General features: G+C 70.9%; 17 protein-coding genes. 7 read left to right on the forward strand and 10 right to left on the reverse strand.

The window, feature by feature from the left end; translation table 11 throughout:
* Positions 1-70: 70 nt before the first annotated feature.
* From Vse01_RS14190 to Vse01_RS14215, 6 genes are all read right to left on the reverse strand, one after another.
* Entirely contained in the window at positions 71-1,225 is a 1,155-nt protein-coding gene (locus Vse01_RS14190) for an acyl-CoA dehydrogenase family protein (protein WP_093409226.1), read from the reverse strand.
* Positions 1,226-1,298: 73 nt separating this feature from the next.
* Positions 1,299-2,831 carry an acyl-CoA carboxylase subunit beta gene (locus Vse01_RS14195; protein WP_093409448.1) on the reverse strand — a complete coding sequence of 511 codons (1,533 nt, stop codon included), beginning with the start codon at positions 2,829-2,831 and terminating at the stop codon, positions 1,299-1,301.
* Between the two features lie 149 nt (positions 2,832-2,980).
* Positions 2,981-3,892, reverse strand: a complete 912-nt coding sequence (locus tag Vse01_RS14200) for a hydroxymethylglutaryl-CoA lyase (RefSeq protein ID WP_170863588.1) — start codon at positions 3,890-3,892, stop codon at positions 2,981-2,983.
* A 187-nt stretch (positions 3,893-4,079) separates the two neighbouring features.
* Entirely contained in the window at positions 4,080-5,417 is a 1,338-nt protein-coding gene (locus Vse01_RS14205) for an acetyl-CoA carboxylase biotin carboxylase subunit (protein ID WP_093409232.1), read from the reverse strand.
* A gap of 230 nt (positions 5,418-5,647) precedes the next feature.
* Positions 5,648-6,274, reverse strand: a complete 627-nt coding sequence (locus tag Vse01_RS14210) for a TetR/AcrR family transcriptional regulator (RefSeq protein ID WP_093409235.1) — start codon at positions 6,272-6,274, stop codon at positions 5,648-5,650.
* Positions 6,275-6,349: 75 nt separating this feature from the next.
* On the reverse strand, positions 6,350-7,501 hold the full coding sequence (locus Vse01_RS14215) for an FAD-dependent oxidoreductase (protein ID WP_093409237.1): 1,152 nt from the start codon (positions 7,499-7,501) through the stop codon (positions 6,350-6,352).
* Between the two features lie 313 nt (positions 7,502-7,814).
* Here Vse01_RS14215 and Vse01_RS14220 point away from each other — a divergent pair, with 313 nt between their 5' ends.
* Positions 7,815-8,354 carry a TetR/AcrR family transcriptional regulator gene (locus Vse01_RS14220; RefSeq protein ID WP_232511402.1) on the forward strand — a complete coding sequence of 180 codons (540 nt, stop codon included), beginning with the start codon at positions 7,815-7,817 and terminating at the stop codon, positions 8,352-8,354.
* A 92-nt stretch (positions 8,355-8,446) separates the two neighbouring features.
* Here the strand turns inward: Vse01_RS14220 and Vse01_RS14225 are convergent, their stop codons facing one another.
* Positions 8,447-9,337, reverse strand: coding sequence for a sulfurtransferase (locus tag Vse01_RS14225; RefSeq protein WP_093409242.1), 891 nt, complete (start codon positions 9,335-9,337; stop codon positions 8,447-8,449).
* Positions 9,338-9,443: 106 nt separating this feature from the next.
* Here Vse01_RS14225 and Vse01_RS14230 point away from each other — a divergent pair, with 106 nt between their 5' ends.
* Positions 9,444-9,959 (forward strand): SigE family RNA polymerase sigma factor, encoded by a 516-nt coding sequence (locus Vse01_RS14230; RefSeq protein ID WP_093409244.1) that lies wholly within the window; start codon positions 9,444-9,446, stop codon positions 9,957-9,959.
* On the forward strand, positions 9,952-11,217 hold the full coding sequence (locus tag Vse01_RS14235; protein WP_093409246.1) for a WD40/YVTN/BNR-like repeat-containing protein: 1,266 nt from the start codon (positions 9,952-9,954) through the stop codon (positions 11,215-11,217). The genes Vse01_RS14230 and Vse01_RS14235 overlap by 8 nt, the downstream gene beginning before the upstream one ends.
* A gap of 130 nt (positions 11,218-11,347) precedes the next feature.
* Here the strand turns inward: Vse01_RS14235 and Vse01_RS14240 are convergent, their stop codons facing one another.
* Positions 11,348-12,130, reverse strand: coding sequence for an SGNH/GDSL hydrolase family protein (locus Vse01_RS14240; RefSeq protein ID WP_093409249.1), 783 nt, complete (start codon positions 12,128-12,130; stop codon positions 11,348-11,350).
* Positions 12,131-12,258: 128 nt separating this feature from the next.
* On the opposite strand from Vse01_RS14240, the gene Vse01_RS14245 reads away from it, so the two are divergent.
* The 3 genes from Vse01_RS14245 (at position 12,259) to Vse01_RS14255 (ending at position 13,456) form a co-directional block, all read left to right on the forward strand.
* Positions 12,259-12,897, forward strand: a complete 639-nt coding sequence (locus Vse01_RS14245) for a formylglycine-generating enzyme family protein (RefSeq protein WP_373870675.1) — start codon at positions 12,259-12,261, stop codon at positions 12,895-12,897.
* A 75-nt stretch (positions 12,898-12,972) separates the two neighbouring features.
* The gene (locus Vse01_RS14250; protein WP_093409251.1) at positions 12,973-13,248 is read left to right on the forward strand and encodes a hypothetical protein; all 276 of its coding nucleotides are present in this window, start codon (positions 12,973-12,975) and stop codon (positions 13,246-13,248) included.
* Between the two features lie 19 nt (positions 13,249-13,267).
* On the forward strand, positions 13,268-13,456 hold the full coding sequence (locus Vse01_RS14255) for a DUF397 domain-containing protein (RefSeq protein WP_093409253.1): 189 nt from the start codon (positions 13,268-13,270) through the stop codon (positions 13,454-13,456).
* 8 nt (positions 13,457-13,464) lie between these two features.
* Here the strand turns inward: Vse01_RS14255 and Vse01_RS14260 are convergent, their stop codons facing one another.
* Together Vse01_RS14260 and Vse01_RS14265 are read right to left on the reverse strand one after the other, a co-directional pair.
* Positions 13,465-14,361, reverse strand: coding sequence for an alpha/beta fold hydrolase (locus tag Vse01_RS14260; RefSeq protein ID WP_275415499.1), 897 nt, complete (start codon positions 14,359-14,361; stop codon positions 13,465-13,467).
* A gap of 136 nt (positions 14,362-14,497) precedes the next feature.
* On the reverse strand, positions 14,498-14,935 hold the full coding sequence (locus tag Vse01_RS14265) for a hypothetical protein (protein ID WP_093409258.1): 438 nt from the start codon (positions 14,933-14,935) through the stop codon (positions 14,498-14,500).
* Between Vse01_RS14265 and Vse01_RS29620 the strand changes: the two genes are divergently transcribed.
* Complete coding sequence (locus Vse01_RS29620; RefSeq protein ID WP_275415500.1) at positions 14,934-15,062, forward strand: hypothetical protein; 129 nt, start codon at positions 14,934-14,936, stop codon at positions 15,060-15,062. The two genes, Vse01_RS14265 and Vse01_RS29620, sit on opposite strands and share 2 nt — an antisense overlap.
* The last annotated feature ends 2 nt before the right edge of the window (positions 15,063-15,064 follow it).

Consider the following 15,064-nt stretch of genomic DNA (forward strand, 5'->3'; position numbering starts at 1 on the left):
CCTGCACCGAACCGGCATCGATGTGCGACGACCGGCTGGCCGCCCGACGTGTCCGGCCGATCCGGCCGGTTCACATCCCCAGGTCGCGGGCGATGATCATGCGCTGCACCTCGGAGGTACCCTCGCCGATCTCCAGGATCTTGGAGTCCCGCCAGAACCGGGCCACCGGGTACTCGTTCATGAAGCCGTACCCGCCGTGGATCTGCGTCGCCTCCCGGGCGTTGTCCACCGCGATCGTGCTCGCGTGCAGCTTGGCGATCGCCGCCTGCCGCTTGAACGGCTCGCCGGCCAGCATTCGGGCAGCGGCGTCGTAATAGGCGAGCCGGGCGGTGTACGCCTTCGCCTCCATGTCAGCGATCTTGAACTGGATCGCCTGGTAGTTGCCGATCGGTTGGCCGAAGGCGTGCCGCTCCTTCGCGTACTTGATCGACTCGTCGACACAGCCCTGGGCGAGACCGACGGCCAGCGCGGCGATGGCGATCCGGCCCTCGTCGAGGATGCGGAGGAACTGGGCGAAGCCACGACCCCGCTCGCCGAGCAGGTTCTCCGCCGGCACCCGGCAGTCGTCGAAGTTCAGCTCGTGGGTGTCCGAGGCGGTCCAACCGACCTTGGAGTAGCCGGGCGCGACGGTGAAGCCGGGCGTCCCGCTGGGCACGATGATGGAGGACAACTCCTTCGTGCCGTCCGGCCGGATGCCGGTGACCGCGGTGACGGTGACCAGGGCGGTGATGTCGGTGCCGGAGTTGGTGATGAACGCCTTCGAGCCGTTGATGACCCATTCGCCGGTCGCCTCGTCCAGCACCGCCCGGGTCTCGGTGCCCCCCGCGTCCGAGCCGAAGCCCGGCTCGGTCAGCCCGAACCCAGCCAGCGCCTCGCCGCTGAGCAGCCGGGGCAGCCACCGCGACTTCTGCTCGTCGGTGCCGAACCGGTAGATCGGCATCGCGCCCAACGAGACCGCCGCTTCCAGGGTGATGGCCACACTGGAGTCGACCCGGGCCAGTTCCTCCAGAGCCAGGCAGAGGGCGAAGTAGTCGCCGCCCATACCACCGTGCTCCTCGGCGAAGGGCAGGCCGAACAGGCCCATCTTGCCCATCTGGCGAATGATCTCGTACGGGAAGGTGTGCTGCTCGTAGTGCTCGGCGATGACCGGCGCGACCACCTCGCGGGCGAAGTCCCGCACGCTGTCGCGAAGCGCCTCGTGCTCCTCGGTGAGCCGGAAGTCCATCGGGTTCCTCCTGTGTGGACGGCCCGCCGGGCGCTCGTGACGCCGGGACGGGATCGTGCTGGTGCCGGACGGCTCAGACCGGGGTGACGCCGTGCCGTCGCCGGGAGAAGTGCCGCTGCTTGCCCCGGGCGGCGGCGAACCGGCGCACCAGCTCGGCACGCAGTTCCTGCGGCTCCACGATCGCGTCGACCACCAGCTCGCTGGCGAGCCGGACGATGTCGATGTCCCGCTCGTACTCCTCACGGCGGGCGGCGACGAAGGCCGCCCGCTCGGCCTCGTCCTCGATGGCCGCGATCTTGTTGGCGTACACGGCGTTGACCGCGGCCTCCGCACCCATCACCGCGATCTTGGCGGTGGGCAGCGCGATCGTGGCATCCGGCTCGAAGCCCGGCCCGGCCATGGCGTAGAGGCCGGCACCGTACGCCTTGCGCACCACCACACAGATCTTGGGTACGGTCGCCTCGGAGATCGCGGTGATCATCTTTGCGCCGTGCCGGATGATGCCCTGCTTCTCCACCGCACTGCCGACCATGAACCCGGGCACGTCACTCAGGAACAGCAGCGGCACGTTGAACGCGTCGCAGAGCTGCACGAACCGGGTCGCCTTGTCGGCCGAGTCGACGAAGAGCACCCCGCCCTTGAACATCGAGTTGTTGCCGACCACGCCGACGACCTCGCCGTTCAGTCGGCCGAATCCGATGGTCAACTCCTTGGCCCAGAGGGCCTGGATCTCGAAGAAGGAGTCCTCGTCGAGCAGGCCCTTGACGTACCGGCGCATGTCGAACGCCTGCCGCTCGCTCGCCGGCACCAGCGCGGCGAGGTCGGCCTTGGTCGGCGCCTCGACGGCGGGCGCGGTCGGTGGCTGCTGGGTCCAGTTCGCCGGAAGGTACGACAGGTAGCGCTTCACCACGTCGAGCGCATCGGCCTCGGTCTTGCAGAGGAAGTGCCCGACACCGGACTCGGCGCAGTGCACCCGCGCCCCACCCATCGCTTCGAGGGTGGTCTTCTCGCCGGTGACCATCTCGACCATCCGGTCCGATCCCAGGTACATGCTGGCGTTGCCGTCGACCATGGCGACCACGTCGCAGAACGCCGGAATGTACGCTCCGCCGGCCGCGCTGGGCCCGAACAGCGCGCAGACCTGGGGGATCGAGCCGGAGGCGCGGACCTGGTTCCAGAAGATCTTTCCGGCGCCACGACGCCCGGGAAACAGCTCGACCTGGTCGGTGATCCGGGCCCCGGCCGAGTCGACCAGGTAGACCATCGGGACACCGGTGTCGTACGCCCGCTCGATGATCCGGATGATCTTCTCGACGGTGCGGGCACCCCAGCTGCCGGCCTTGACCGTGGAGTCGTTTGCCATCAGGCAGACCTGACGACCGTCGATGGTGGCGGTGCCGGTGACCACGCCGTCGGCGGGCAGTCCCTCGGCGAGCGCGTTGGCGTAGAGGCCGTCCTCGACGAAGCTGCCCTCGTCGACCAGCAGCGCGACCCGCTCCCGGGCGAACAGTTTGCCCTTGGCCGCGTTTGCCGCGTGGTACCTCTCCGCGCCGCCGGCCCGAACCCGCTTGCGCAGCTGCTCCAGCGCCTCACCGTCAACCGTCACCACGGCCCCCAAACCAAGCAACCTGAACGATCGTTAGGCTACCCCACTCCCACCCGCCCCCGCTAACCCCAGCGTTGATCATGAGGTTTACGGCAGTTCTAGAGATCAACTCTGCCGCTAACCTCATGATCAACCGCCGTTGGGCGGGGTCAGGTGGGCAGGGGGGTGAGGCGGGTGCGGGGGCCGGCGCGGAGGACGCCGGAGGGGAGAGTACGAGCGGTCAGGTGCTCGGCCAGCTCGGCGACCTCGATCAGGGCGTCCAGGTCGATCCCGGTGTCGATGCCCATGTCGTGCAGCATGTGCACCGCCTCCTCGGTAGCCAGGTTCCCGCTGGCCCCGGGCGCGTACGGACAGCCACCCAGCCCGCCGACACTGGCGTCGAACTCGGTGACGCCGAGCTCCAGGGCGGTCAGCAGATTGGCCAACGCGGTGCCCCGGGTGTTGTGGAAGTGCAGCAGCACCGGAACTTCGGCGTTGCGATCACGTACGGCGGTGAGCAGGTCACGGACGCGTCGGGGCGTACCCATGCCGGTGGTGTCGCCGAAGGCGACGCGGTCGGCGCCGTCGCGGACCACCCGGTCCACGATGGCGGCCACCCGCGCCGGATCGATGTCGCCCTCGTACGGGCAGCCGAAGCTGGTCGCCACGATGACCTCGGCGCGGGCACCGGCACCGTGCAGCAGGTCGATCAGCTCGGCGATGTCGTCAAGCGACTCGTCGGTGGACCGGTTGACGTTGCGCCGGTTGTGCGTGTCGCTTGCCGAGACGACCACCTCGATCTCGGTGAAGCCGGCGGCGAGGGCGCGCTGCGCGCCGCGCGTGTTCGGCACCAACGCGGAGTAACGCACCCCGTCGACCCGCTGCGCCCGTCGCCACACCTCGTCGGCGTCGGCCATCTGCGGGATCGCCCTGGGGTGCACGAACGAGACCGCCTCGATCCGCCGTACCCCCGTCTGCGAGAGCGCGTCGAGCAGCCGCACCTTGGCGTCGGTGGGGATCGGTGCCTCGTTCTGCAACCCGTCACGCGGCCCGACCTCACGAATGGACACGTACTCCGGCATCTCCACCACCCACCCACCTAGCTGTGACACTCACTGCCCCAACCCTCCCCAGCATGTCACACCCCCACCCCACCCCACCCCGCGTGACCCCGCGTGACCCCCGCGTTGATCAAGAAGTTTTGGTCGGCTGCGGGCACGAATCCCGACCAAAACTTCTTGATCAACCGGCCCAGGGTCGGGGGGTGGGTCAGCGGAGGTGGGAGACGATGCTGGTGTCGTAGTCGCCGGAGAGGAACTCCTGGTTTTCGAGCAGCTCGGCGAAGAAGGGGAGGTTGTGCTTGGGGCCGGACAGGTCGAAAGCGGCCACTGCCGCGCGGGCGCGGGCGATGGCCTCGGTCCGGTCCTGGCCGTGCACGATCAGCTTCGCCATCAGGCTGTCGTAGAACGGGGTGACGGTGTTCCCCTCGGCGTAGCCGGAGTCGACGCGTACGCCCTCGCCGGTCGGCTCGACCCAGGTCTTGATCGTCCCGGGGCCGGGCAGGAACCGCTTCGGATCCTCGGCGTTGACCCGCAGCTCGATGGCGTGCCCGCGCACGGTCAGCGCGTCCGGGTCGAAGGTCGGCGGCAGGCCGGCCGCCACCCGCAGCTGCTCCTCCACCAGGTCGATGCCGTGCACCAGCTCGGTCACCGGGTGCTCCACCTGAAGCCGGGTGTTCATTTCCAGGAAGAAGAACTCCCCGGTCGTCGGATCGAGCAGGCACTCGACGGTGCCGGCGTTGCGGTAGTCGACCGCCTCGCCCGCCCGCACCGCCGCTGCCAGCAGGCGGGACCGTAGCTCCGGCGAGACCGCCGGGGAGGGCGACTCCTCCACCAGCTTCTGGTTGCGCCGCTGCACCGAGCACTCCCGCTCGCCCAGCGCCAGCACCCGGCCGTCGGCCAGGCCGAGGATCTGCACCTCGACGTGCCGTACCCGGGGGAAGTACCGCTCCAGCAGCACCGAGCCGTCGCCGAACATCCGCTCCGCGAAGGCCCGGACCTTGTCGTACTCGGTGCGCAGCGCAGCCTCGTCGACCGCCACCCCCATGCCCATGCCGCCGCCACCGGCAGCGGCCTTCACCATCACCGGGTAGCCGATCTCTGCCGCCGCCGCGACCGCCGCCGCCACGTCGGCCGCCGGCTCGGTGGTCCCGGCCGCCACCGGCACGCCGGCCGCCGCCATCAGGTTCCGCGCATTGATCTTGTCGCCCATCGCGCTTATCGCGTCCGCGCCGGGTCCGACCCAGATCAGGCCGCTGGCCTCGACGGTACGGGCGAAGTCGGCGTTCTCCGACAGGAAGCCGTAACCGGGGTGGATCGCCTGCGCCCCGGTCGACCGGGCGGCGGCGAGGATCGCCTCGGTGTTGCGGTAGCTCTGCGCCGGGTTGGCCGGGCCGACGCAGACGGCCTCGTCGGCCTCGGCGACGAACGGCAGGTCGGCGTCGGCCTCCGAGTGGACCGCGATCGCCCGCACCCCGAGCCGCCTGGCGGTACGGATGATCCGGCGGGCGATCTCGCCCCGGTTGGCGACCAGCAGCGACTCGATCATGCTTCCTCCGCGTCCAGATGGTGGGATCGCGTGCAAGGGAACCATGTCGCCCCGGGTGCGAGGAAGGGCCCCCTCTCAACGCCTGCGGCAGAGGGGGCCCTGGTGCGGTGTCCGAGCGACGGCGAAGCGGGCGTACCGGGGTCGGCTCCTCGGTCGATGGCGGCCAGCGTGGATGTGACGAAGCACACCGGTCCTGGCCGGTCAGCCCAGCACCGCCGGACGGGAACGGGTCAGGCGGGCTCGGTGGGGGCGAGCAGCGCGGCCAGCGTGGCGGCGCGCAGCAGCTCGGACCGACGCCGGTGGTCGACCTCGCCGCCGAGGAACGGGGTGGAGTTCATCAGGCCGAACGCGGCGTGTGCCAACACCCGCGCCTCACCGTCCGGCAGCCCCGGGTGCAGGGCGGTCAGCACGGTGACCCACTCCTCGACGTAGAGCCGTTGGAGTCGGCGGATGTGCCGTCTGGGCTCCTCCGGCAGCCGATCCAGCTCGTGCAGATGCAGCGCGATGACGGCCGGATTGGCGAGCGCGAAGTCGACGTGGAAGTCGATAAGCGACTCCAGCGAGGCGCGCGGGTCGCCGGGATGGGCGGCGGAGCGCTGCCGTCCGCCGTCGAGCAGCCCTTCGCTGACCGGCGTCAGCGCGGCGACCAGCATCGCCTCCTTGCCGGCGAAGTGGTGGTAGAGCGCCGGGCCGGTCACGCCGGCAGCCGCGCCGATGTCGTCCATCGACACACCGTGGTAGCCCCGCGAGGCGAACAGACCCACCGCGATCTCAAGAATCTCGTCCTTGCGGGATCGGCGTCGTCCCGCCCCCGTGGCCCCGCCGTTCGCCCCCCGGGCCTGCTGCTCCACCGTCACCGGGCCAGCGTAGACCCGACTGTCGACAGCGTGGGGCCGTGGTTACCCGCCAGTCCGATTGCCGGGAACGTCGACTCACGTCGGGCGTTGGTTGAGGCCGGAGAGCCGGAGCGCAATCCGGTGCCGCACCGGCGGCAGCACCGAGATCAGGCGTAGCAGCAGGTCCCGGGCCGGTCGGGCGGCGGGCGGCACGGTGGCGAGGCGGGTCAGTCGGTCGGCGAATCCGGCCACCTCGTTTGCGAGTGGCCGACGTCTGGCCGCGTACTCGTCCAGCCGGGTCTCGGCGGCTCCGGCGAGCACGTCGGCCAGGGTCTCGCCGAGGTCGACGGCATCGCTGATGCCGAGGTTCATGCCCTGCCCGCCGGCCGGGCTGTGCACGTGTCCGGCGTCGCCGGCCAGCAGCACCGGCCCGGAACGGAACGTCCCGGCGACCCGTCGGTGCAGTCGGAAGCGCGAGGACCAGAGCACCTCGCGTACCTGGTCCGGCCGTTGCCGCGGACCACGCTCGTCGAGCAAGCGTTGCAGATAGGCCGCGTCCGGCTCGGCGGGCGGATCGGTGACGGTGGCGACCAGGCGTACCCGCCCGTCGGGCAGTGGCGCCCAGACCAGTGGCCCGCCCCGGGCAAGGAAGATCGACGCGCCGTCGCGGGGCAGGCCGCTGTCGACGCGTACGTCGGCAAGCACGAACGACTCCTCGGAGCCGGCCGGCCCGGTGAACGTGATGCCGGCCAGCTCACGGACGGTGCTGTTGATGCCGTCGGCCCCGATCACCCATCGGGCACGCAGGCTCGTGCCGTCGAAGTCGGCCACCGCGCCGTCGCCGTCGCGGCGCAGGCCGGTGAGCCGGTACGGGCGCAGCACCCGTACACCGGCCTCGGCCAGCTGATCGGTGAGCACCTCCTCGGTCACCGACTGGGAGACCATCAGCGCGTACCGGTGCCGGCTGGGCAACCCGCCGAACGGCACGGTGACCAGCACCCGGTCCCGGTCACGGACGCTGAACCGGGCCGACCGCAGCCCTCGGGCCACAAGCGTCCCGCCGGCGCCGATCCGGTCGAGCACCTCCAGGGTGTACGCGTGCACGACCGCGGCCCGCGAGGTCACCGCCGGCTTCTCCCGCTGGTCTACGACGGTCACCTCGACCCCTCGGCGGGCCAGGGTGAGTGCGGCGGTGAGCCCGGTGGGGCCCGCGCCGACGACCAGGACGTCCCTTCGTTCGGGCAGCATGGCGACCTCCTCGGCAGTATGCCAACAACTGTTGGCCAACACTTGTTGGCAACGTTAGGCCGCCCCGGATTGAGAAGTCAACAGCCGTTGGCATACCGTCGGTCACATGACGGAGGGCGTACCCGGAGGGGCTTCGAAACCTGTCGCGGAGTCGCCGGCCGACGGCGGACGCCGAAGCGCGGCGTCGGGCGGCAGTCGGCGCGACGCGGGGCCGGCGGCGTCGGGCGGCGGACGCCATAGCGGGGAGCCCGCGGCGGACGGCGAAGGCCGCAGCTCGGAAACGCCGTCCGGCGGCGGACGTCGCAGCTCGGAGGTGACCCGGGCGGCGATCCTGCGGGCCGCCCGCGACCGCTTCGCCGCCGACGGGTACGACCGGGCGACGATCCGGGCCATCGCCGCGGACGCGCGGATCGACCCGTCGATGGTGATGCGGTACTTCGGCAGCAAGGAGAACCTGTTCGCCACGGCGGCCGAGTTCGACCTACGACTGCCCGACCTGAGCGGCGTGCCGGCCGATCGACTCGGCACGGCGCTGGTCAGCTACTTCTTCACCCGGTGGGAGGGCGACTCGACGCTGCCGGCACTGCTGCGCACGGCGAGCACCAACCCGAGCGGGGCGGAGCGGGTACGCGCCATCTTCGCCACCCAGCTCGGCGTGGCGGTCGGCCGGGTGGTCGCCGACCCCGACGAGGCCCCACGGCGCGCCGGACTGGTCGCCAGCCAACTGCTCGGCGTCGCCCTGACCCGATACGTCCTGCGCCTACCCCCGATGGTCGACATCTCCCCGGCCGAGCTGATCACCTGGCTCGCCCCCACCGTCCAGCGTTACCTACGCGACCCGGATCCGCGCTGACCCCCTGCGCTACCGACCCCGCCTCGTTGATCATGAGGTTAGCGGCGTGGTTGATCCTGTTACTGCCGCCAACCTCATGATCAACAAGCAAATCACTTCGGGTTGGGGCCCTTGACGACGGGGGCGCGGACGAGGTTGCCCCACTCGGTCCAGGAGCCGTCGTAGTTGCGCACCTTCGGGTAGCCGAGCAGGTGCCGGAGGACGAACCAGGTGTGGCTGGACCGCTCGCCGATCCGGCAGTACGCGATCACGTCGTCGTCCGGCGTCAGGCCGAGCTGGTCGGCGTAGATGCCACGCAGCTCGTCGGCCGACTTGAAGGTGCCGTCGTCGTTGGCGGCGGACTTCCACGGCTTGCTCACCGCGCCCGGGATGTGACCGCCGCGCAGCGCGCCCTCCTGCGGGTAGTCCGGCATGTGCAGCATCTCGCCGGTGTACTCGCCCGGCGAGCGCACGTCGACAAGCGGCCGGCCGGCGTCGACGTGCGCCGACACCTCCTCGCGGAACGCCCGCACCGGCGCGTCGTCGCGCTGCGGCACCGGGTAGTCGGCCCGAGGCCGGGTCGGCTTGTCGCGGGTCAGCTCCCGCCCCTCGGCAATCCACTTCTGCCGGCCGCCGTCGAGCAGCCGCACGTCCCGGTGACCGAAGAGAGTGAAGACCCAGAGGGCGTACGCGGCCCACCAGTTGAAGTTGTCGCCGTAGAAGACAACCGTGTCGTCACGGCCGATGCCCTTGGCGGCGCAGAGTTCGGCGAACCGTTCGGCGTCCAGGTAGTCCCGGGTCACCTGGTCGTTCAGCTCCAGATGCCAGTCGACCTTGACGGCACCCGGGATGTGACCGCTGTCATAGAGCAGTACGTCCTCGTCGGACTCGACGACCACGAGACCGTCGTCGCCCAGATGCTCGGCCAGCCAGTCGGTGGTGACCAGTCGCTGCGGGTCCGCGTACGACTGAAGTCGGGGATCGGGATCGTTCGGCACAGACATGGTCCCCAAAGTACGCCGCGCTTCGGCCGGCCAACGGAATTCGGGTGCAGCGGATGTGGTCCGCCAGGCGTGACACTCCTGACTGCCGCCGAACACGAGGACCGCCATGACCGCAGCGCCACCAGGTGCCGACCCACCGCCGGTGGACTTCACCGAGTTCTACCAGGCGCACTTCCAGCGGGTGGCGGTGCAGCTCTACGCGTACCTCGGCGATCACGCCGAGGCGCAGGACCTCACCCAGGAGGCGTTCTGCCGGACCCTTGAGCGCTGGGACCGGATCAGCGCGTACGACGACCCGTCGGCGTTCGTCCGCCGGGTGGCCTGGAACCTGGCCACCAGCCGGCTCCGTCGGGTCCGTACCGCCGTCCGGTACCTGGCTCGGCAGCGGGAGGAGCACGTACCGGGCCCGAACCCGGACCGGGTGGTGCTGTTGGAGGCGCTCACCATCCTGCCCGCCGCCCAACGCCGGGCGATCGTCCTGCACCACCTGGCCCAGCTCACCGTCGCGGAGATCTCCGACCAGCTCGGCGTACCCGAGGGGACCGTCAAGTCCTGGCTGTCGCGAGCCCGCACGGCCCTGGCCCGCCACCTCACCGAACGGCAGGAGGCCGGCCGTGCGTGAGATCAACCTGGACCAGTTGTTCGCCGAGTTCGAGGCGACCGCCGCGCCGACCTTCCGTCCGCCGGGCGTGGACGCCGCCCGACGCCGGGTGAACCGCCGTCGGCGTCGCCGCCGTGGCCTGCTGGCCGGGCTGGTTGCGCTGCTACTCACCGGGCCGGGCGTGTACGCCACCGCCGGTCGGGACGCCGACCGTGACCCACCCGATCCGACCCCGTCACCGGCGACTCCGTCACCGGCCCCGGACGGTCAGGTGATCGAGCGGAAGGTGAACCCGGTGGGGGTCGCCGGCAGGTTGGCCGGTTTACGCTTCGTCGACGCCCGGCACGGCTGGGCCCTCTTCGACACCTGCGGTCCCGACGACAGCGACCGAACCGGCTGCCGGCTCGACCTCGCGCGTACCGCCGATGGGGGCGCGACCTGGCAGCGGACGCCGCTGCCGGACACGGCGAACAACCCCCGGTGGGCCGGACCGTACTACCTGCTACCGCTGGACGGCCGGAACCTGACCGTGGGCGTACCCGACGGCTACCTGGTCACCACCGACGGCGGTGCCTCCTTCACCGAGCATCCTCGGGAGTCGCCGCCCGAGGTCACCCGGCTCGCTGCGGCCACCCGGCGCGGGTACCTGCTCCAATGCCCGGGAAGCGGCGCGCTGATCAAACTGAACTGTGCCGAATTGGAACTCGCCCGGATCGACGCGGCGAAAGTGCGGACCCAGCCCCCGATGTTCCTCAGCGGTGCGGCCAGCAACGATCTGATCGACGGCGGCGACGGTCGGATCTGGGTGACGACCCGAAACGGTGACTGGCTGACCGTCGCGGTAAGCGACGACGACGGCCGGACCTGGCGGGAGCTGCCGGACGTTGCCGGTGCCGCTCGACTGCTGGTCTCACCCGACGGCAGTGACGCGTGGCTGGTCAACATCAATGAGGGTTTCGACGCCCCGACCCATAAGCGGGTGTGGCGGTTGGCTGGCGACCGGTGGCAGGAGCGGACGCAACTGCCGCCCGACACGAACTCGGCCGCCGCGGTGAACGGTGGTCTGCTGGCGGTGACCAACCCGTGGGGCAACGTGGGCTACTGGACGGACGACCGCTATCTCGACGTCCCGGAACTCCGGCGTCGCCTCACCGGCGGCGAGCACCCTCCGACGGTGCAGGTGCTCCCGGACGACACCATCGTCATCACCACCCCGACCGACACCACCCTCGGCACCGGCCCCACCCAGACAAGAACCTGGACCCGCCACCTCCACTGACACCCACCCACCCCGGCCCACCCCGGCCCGGCCGCGCCCACCCCGGCCCACCCCGGCCCACCCCGGCCCGGCCGCGTTGATCAAGAAGTTTTGGTCTAGGCAGGCGGAAAACCAGACCAAAACTTCTTGATCAACGCGGTGGGGGGAGGGGGTGGAAGGGGGTGAGGGTGGGGCGTTTGGCGGTGCGGGTGTCGCCGGAGGAGCGGCCGGTCAGGCGGCGCTTGAGCCAGGGGGCCAGGTGTTGACCGGCCCAGCGGAGGTCGGCGGTGCGGGCGGACAACCAGGGGGTGGGCTCCGGGTTCGGCGGAACCAGCAGCCACTCCTCGTCGCAGCCGACACCGAGGGCGGTCAGCACCTGGCCGGCCACGCGGCGGTGCCCGGCCGGAGACAGGTGCAGCCGGTCGGTGCTCCAGAGCATCGGGTTCAGGTACGTGTCGTCGGCGTACAGGTCGACCAGGATGGCGCCGTGCCGCTCGGCGGTCTCCCCGACCGCACGGTTGAGCAGAGCGACCCGGGGTGCGATCAGCCGTTGGCCGGGCAGCCGCGCCATCACGTCGGCGAACCGGAACAGCAGTACGTCCGCGCCGCGGCTGCGCAGCCGGCCGACCACCTCGTCGAAGCGGGAGACCAGGGTGTCCGGGTCGAAGCTGCGCCGCAGCACGTCGTTGCCGCCCGCCGCGAAGCTGATCAGGTCGGGCTTCATCGCCAGCGCCGCCGGCACCTGCTCGGCCACCACGCCCGGGAAGGTCCGCCCCCGGATGGCCAGGTTGGCGTACGCGAAGTCAGGGCCCGCCTCGGCGGCGAGCCGGGTGGCCACCAGATCCGCCCAGCCCCGGAAACTGCCGTCCGGGTAGGCGTCGTCCAGGCCCTCGGTGAAGCTGTCCCCGACCGCGACGTAACTGCGCCAGCGCACCTGCTCACTCCTCCGACGTGCGAGTAGGAAGGAACTCCTGCCTACCACCGGAAGTTTTGCATCGGCCACCCTCGTGGTGGTGCCCCGTGCGGGGGAACGTGGCGGACGTCATCGACACTTCACGGGTGATGGTCTCCATCTCCGCCGGGCGGGTGCAGCTGACCGATCGACGGACCGAGCGCCGGTGGTCGGTTGAGGTCGAGGCGTACCGACTCGCCACCTTTCCGGTCACCCAGGCCGAGTACGCGCAGGTCACCGGCGAGCGTCCGAGCGCCTCCACCGGTGACCGTCGGCCGGTCGAGAGCGTCTCCTGGTGGGACGCGATCCGGTTCTGCAACGCGCGCTCGGCGCAGGAAGGGCTGCGGCCGGCGTACCGGGTCGACGGCGAGCACGTCGACTGGGACGTCGCCGCCGACGGCTACCGGCTGCCGACCGAGGCCGAGTGGGAGTACGCCTGCCGGGCCGGCACGACCGGCCCCCGGTACGGGCCACTCGACGACATCGCCTGGTACCGCGACAACTCCGGCGGACACGTCCACGAGGTCGGCGGCCGACAACCCAACGCCTGGGGCCTGTACGACATGTTGGGCAACGTGTGGGACTGGTGCTGGGACGTCTACGACGCGCAGGTCTACGGCAGCTACCGGGTGCTCCGTGGCGGCGGATGGTTCGACGAGCACTGGAGTTGTCGCGCCTCGGTACGCCGCCGCAGCCACCCGACCTTCACCGTCGACGACGTGGGCTTCCGGCTGGCGCGCTCGGGCTGAACAGGGTCGCGGTCAACGGGCCGCCGGCCGGTCCCTGGCCCGCCGACCTCAGTCGGTCGGCCCCGAACCCGGTCGGTGTCAGGCCATGCGGCAGCGGCCGGGGGCAGGGCGATCGAGCTGGGGCAGCGTCCGTTCGACCGGCTCTTCCTCAAGCGGGCCGACGAGGTGCTGAACAGCGACGGCCTGCTGCTGGGGCTGCTGCGCATCGCCGAGCTGCACGGCCAGCCACACTTCCTGCGCCAATGGCTGGACGCCGAGCGCGTCGCCCAGCAGTTGCGCTGCTACCACCCCACGCGAGGTGGGAGGGAATCCGCAGCGTCGCTCTCCCCAAGGGACAGTCTGAGCTGCTGATGAAGGAAGTGATGGAGTCGTGGTCCACCATCTGACCGGCGCGACCTGGCGCAAGTCCACCCGTAGCGGCACCAGCGAGTGTGTCGAGGTGGCCGACAACCTGCCCGGCGTGGTCGGCGTACGCGACAGCAAGGACGCCACCGGCCCGGTGCTCACCTTCGACCCGACCGCCTGGCGTCGCTTCGTCGCCCACGCCAAGCGCGGCTGACGCCCGGTTCAGCGGGAGGCGACCGCCAGCACCGCGTCGGCGAAAGCCTGCGGCGCCTCCTGCGGCAGGTTGTGCCCCACGCCACCGGCGATCGTGCGGTGCTCGTACGGGCCGGTGAACTGCTTCGCGTACACCTGGGGTTGTGGGTGGGGTGCGCCGTTGGCGTCCCCTTCCAGACTGATCGTCGGCACGGTGACCGGCGGTTTGCCGGCCAGCCGTTCCTCCAGGTCTGCGTACTGCGGCTCGCCGTCGGCGAGGCCCAGCCGCCACCTGTAGTTGTGGATGACGACGTCGACGTGGTCCGGGTTGTCGAGCGCCGCCGCGCTGCGGTCGAAGGTGGCGTCGTCAAAGTCCCACCTCGGCGAGGCGGTCTGCCAGATCAGCTTGGCGAAGTCGCGGGTGTTCCGCGCGTACCCCTCCCGGCCGCGTTCGGTGGCGAAGTAGTACTGGTACCACCAGGCGTGCTCGGCCGCCGGGGGCAGCGGCACCCGACCCGACGCCTGACCGTCGATCAGGTAACCGCTCACCGCGACCAGGCCCCGACAGCGATCCGGCCAGAGCGCGGCCACGATGCCGGCGGTGCGGGCACCCCAGTCGAACCCGGCCAGGGTCGCCCGCTCGATCTCCAGCGCGTCGAGGAACGCGACGGTGTCGACCGCGAGGGCGGCCGGCTGGCCGTTTCGTACCGCATCGGCGGACCGGAACCGGGTGGTGCCGTGGCCACGCGCGTAGGGCAGGAGCACCCGGTGGCCGGCGCTGGTCAGCAGCGGCACCACCTCGGCGAAGCTGTGGATGTCGTACGGCCAGCCGTGCAGCAGGAGCACCACCGGCCCGTCCGGCGGGCCGGCATCGACGAAACCGACATCGAGTACGCCAGCCTCGACCTTCCGCACATCAGTAAACAACGCCCCCACCCCCGCCCGCTCAACGGCACCCCACCCCGTCACCGAACCTAGGACGTCGCGTCGGTCACCAAGACCACTTCCGCAGATCTTGGTCCGGGAACGCCCCTGGAAGGGCGCTGCTGGACCAAGATCCGCCTCAGGGACGCTGGCGGGAGAGGGCCCAGGCGATCACGCCCGCGACGACGCCGACGATGACGCCGGTGAAGAGGCTGCTGATCGCGGCGAAGAACCGCACGATGACGGCCTGCGCTCCCGGCGCCAGATCGGTCAGGTTGCCGCCGAGGGTCGGCGGCTCGTCGAAAGCCACGTGCCAGAGCAGCTGATGGGTCAGGGCCAGCAGGACGCCGTACAGCAGACCGACGACGAGCAGGGTCAAAAACGGGTTGGGCACCCGCTTCGCCAGGGCCACGGTGATCCACACGATCGGCGGTACGACCACCAGCAGCAGGTTGACGAAGGTGCGCTCGTGCACCAGACCCAGGTCGTGCAGTACCACCCGGGGCAGGCCGAGCAGCGCCAACCCGAGCAGGGCGGGCAACGGAAGCCCGAGAGCCGGGCGAGGTGACATGGTCATGCCGGCAACGCTAGAAACGTTCGGTGGCCGCGCCATCCGCCTGCGGACCCGCCCGGAGTACGTCGGCGGGCGACCCCGGATGTCGCCTTCCGACGACTCCGAGCGCCCCGACCTCGCCGTACGCTGAGA

This window comes from Micromonospora sediminimaris, assembly GCF_016863575.1.
Taxonomy (GTDB): domain Bacteria; phylum Actinomycetota; class Actinomycetes; order Mycobacteriales; family Micromonosporaceae; genus Micromonospora; species Micromonospora sediminimaris.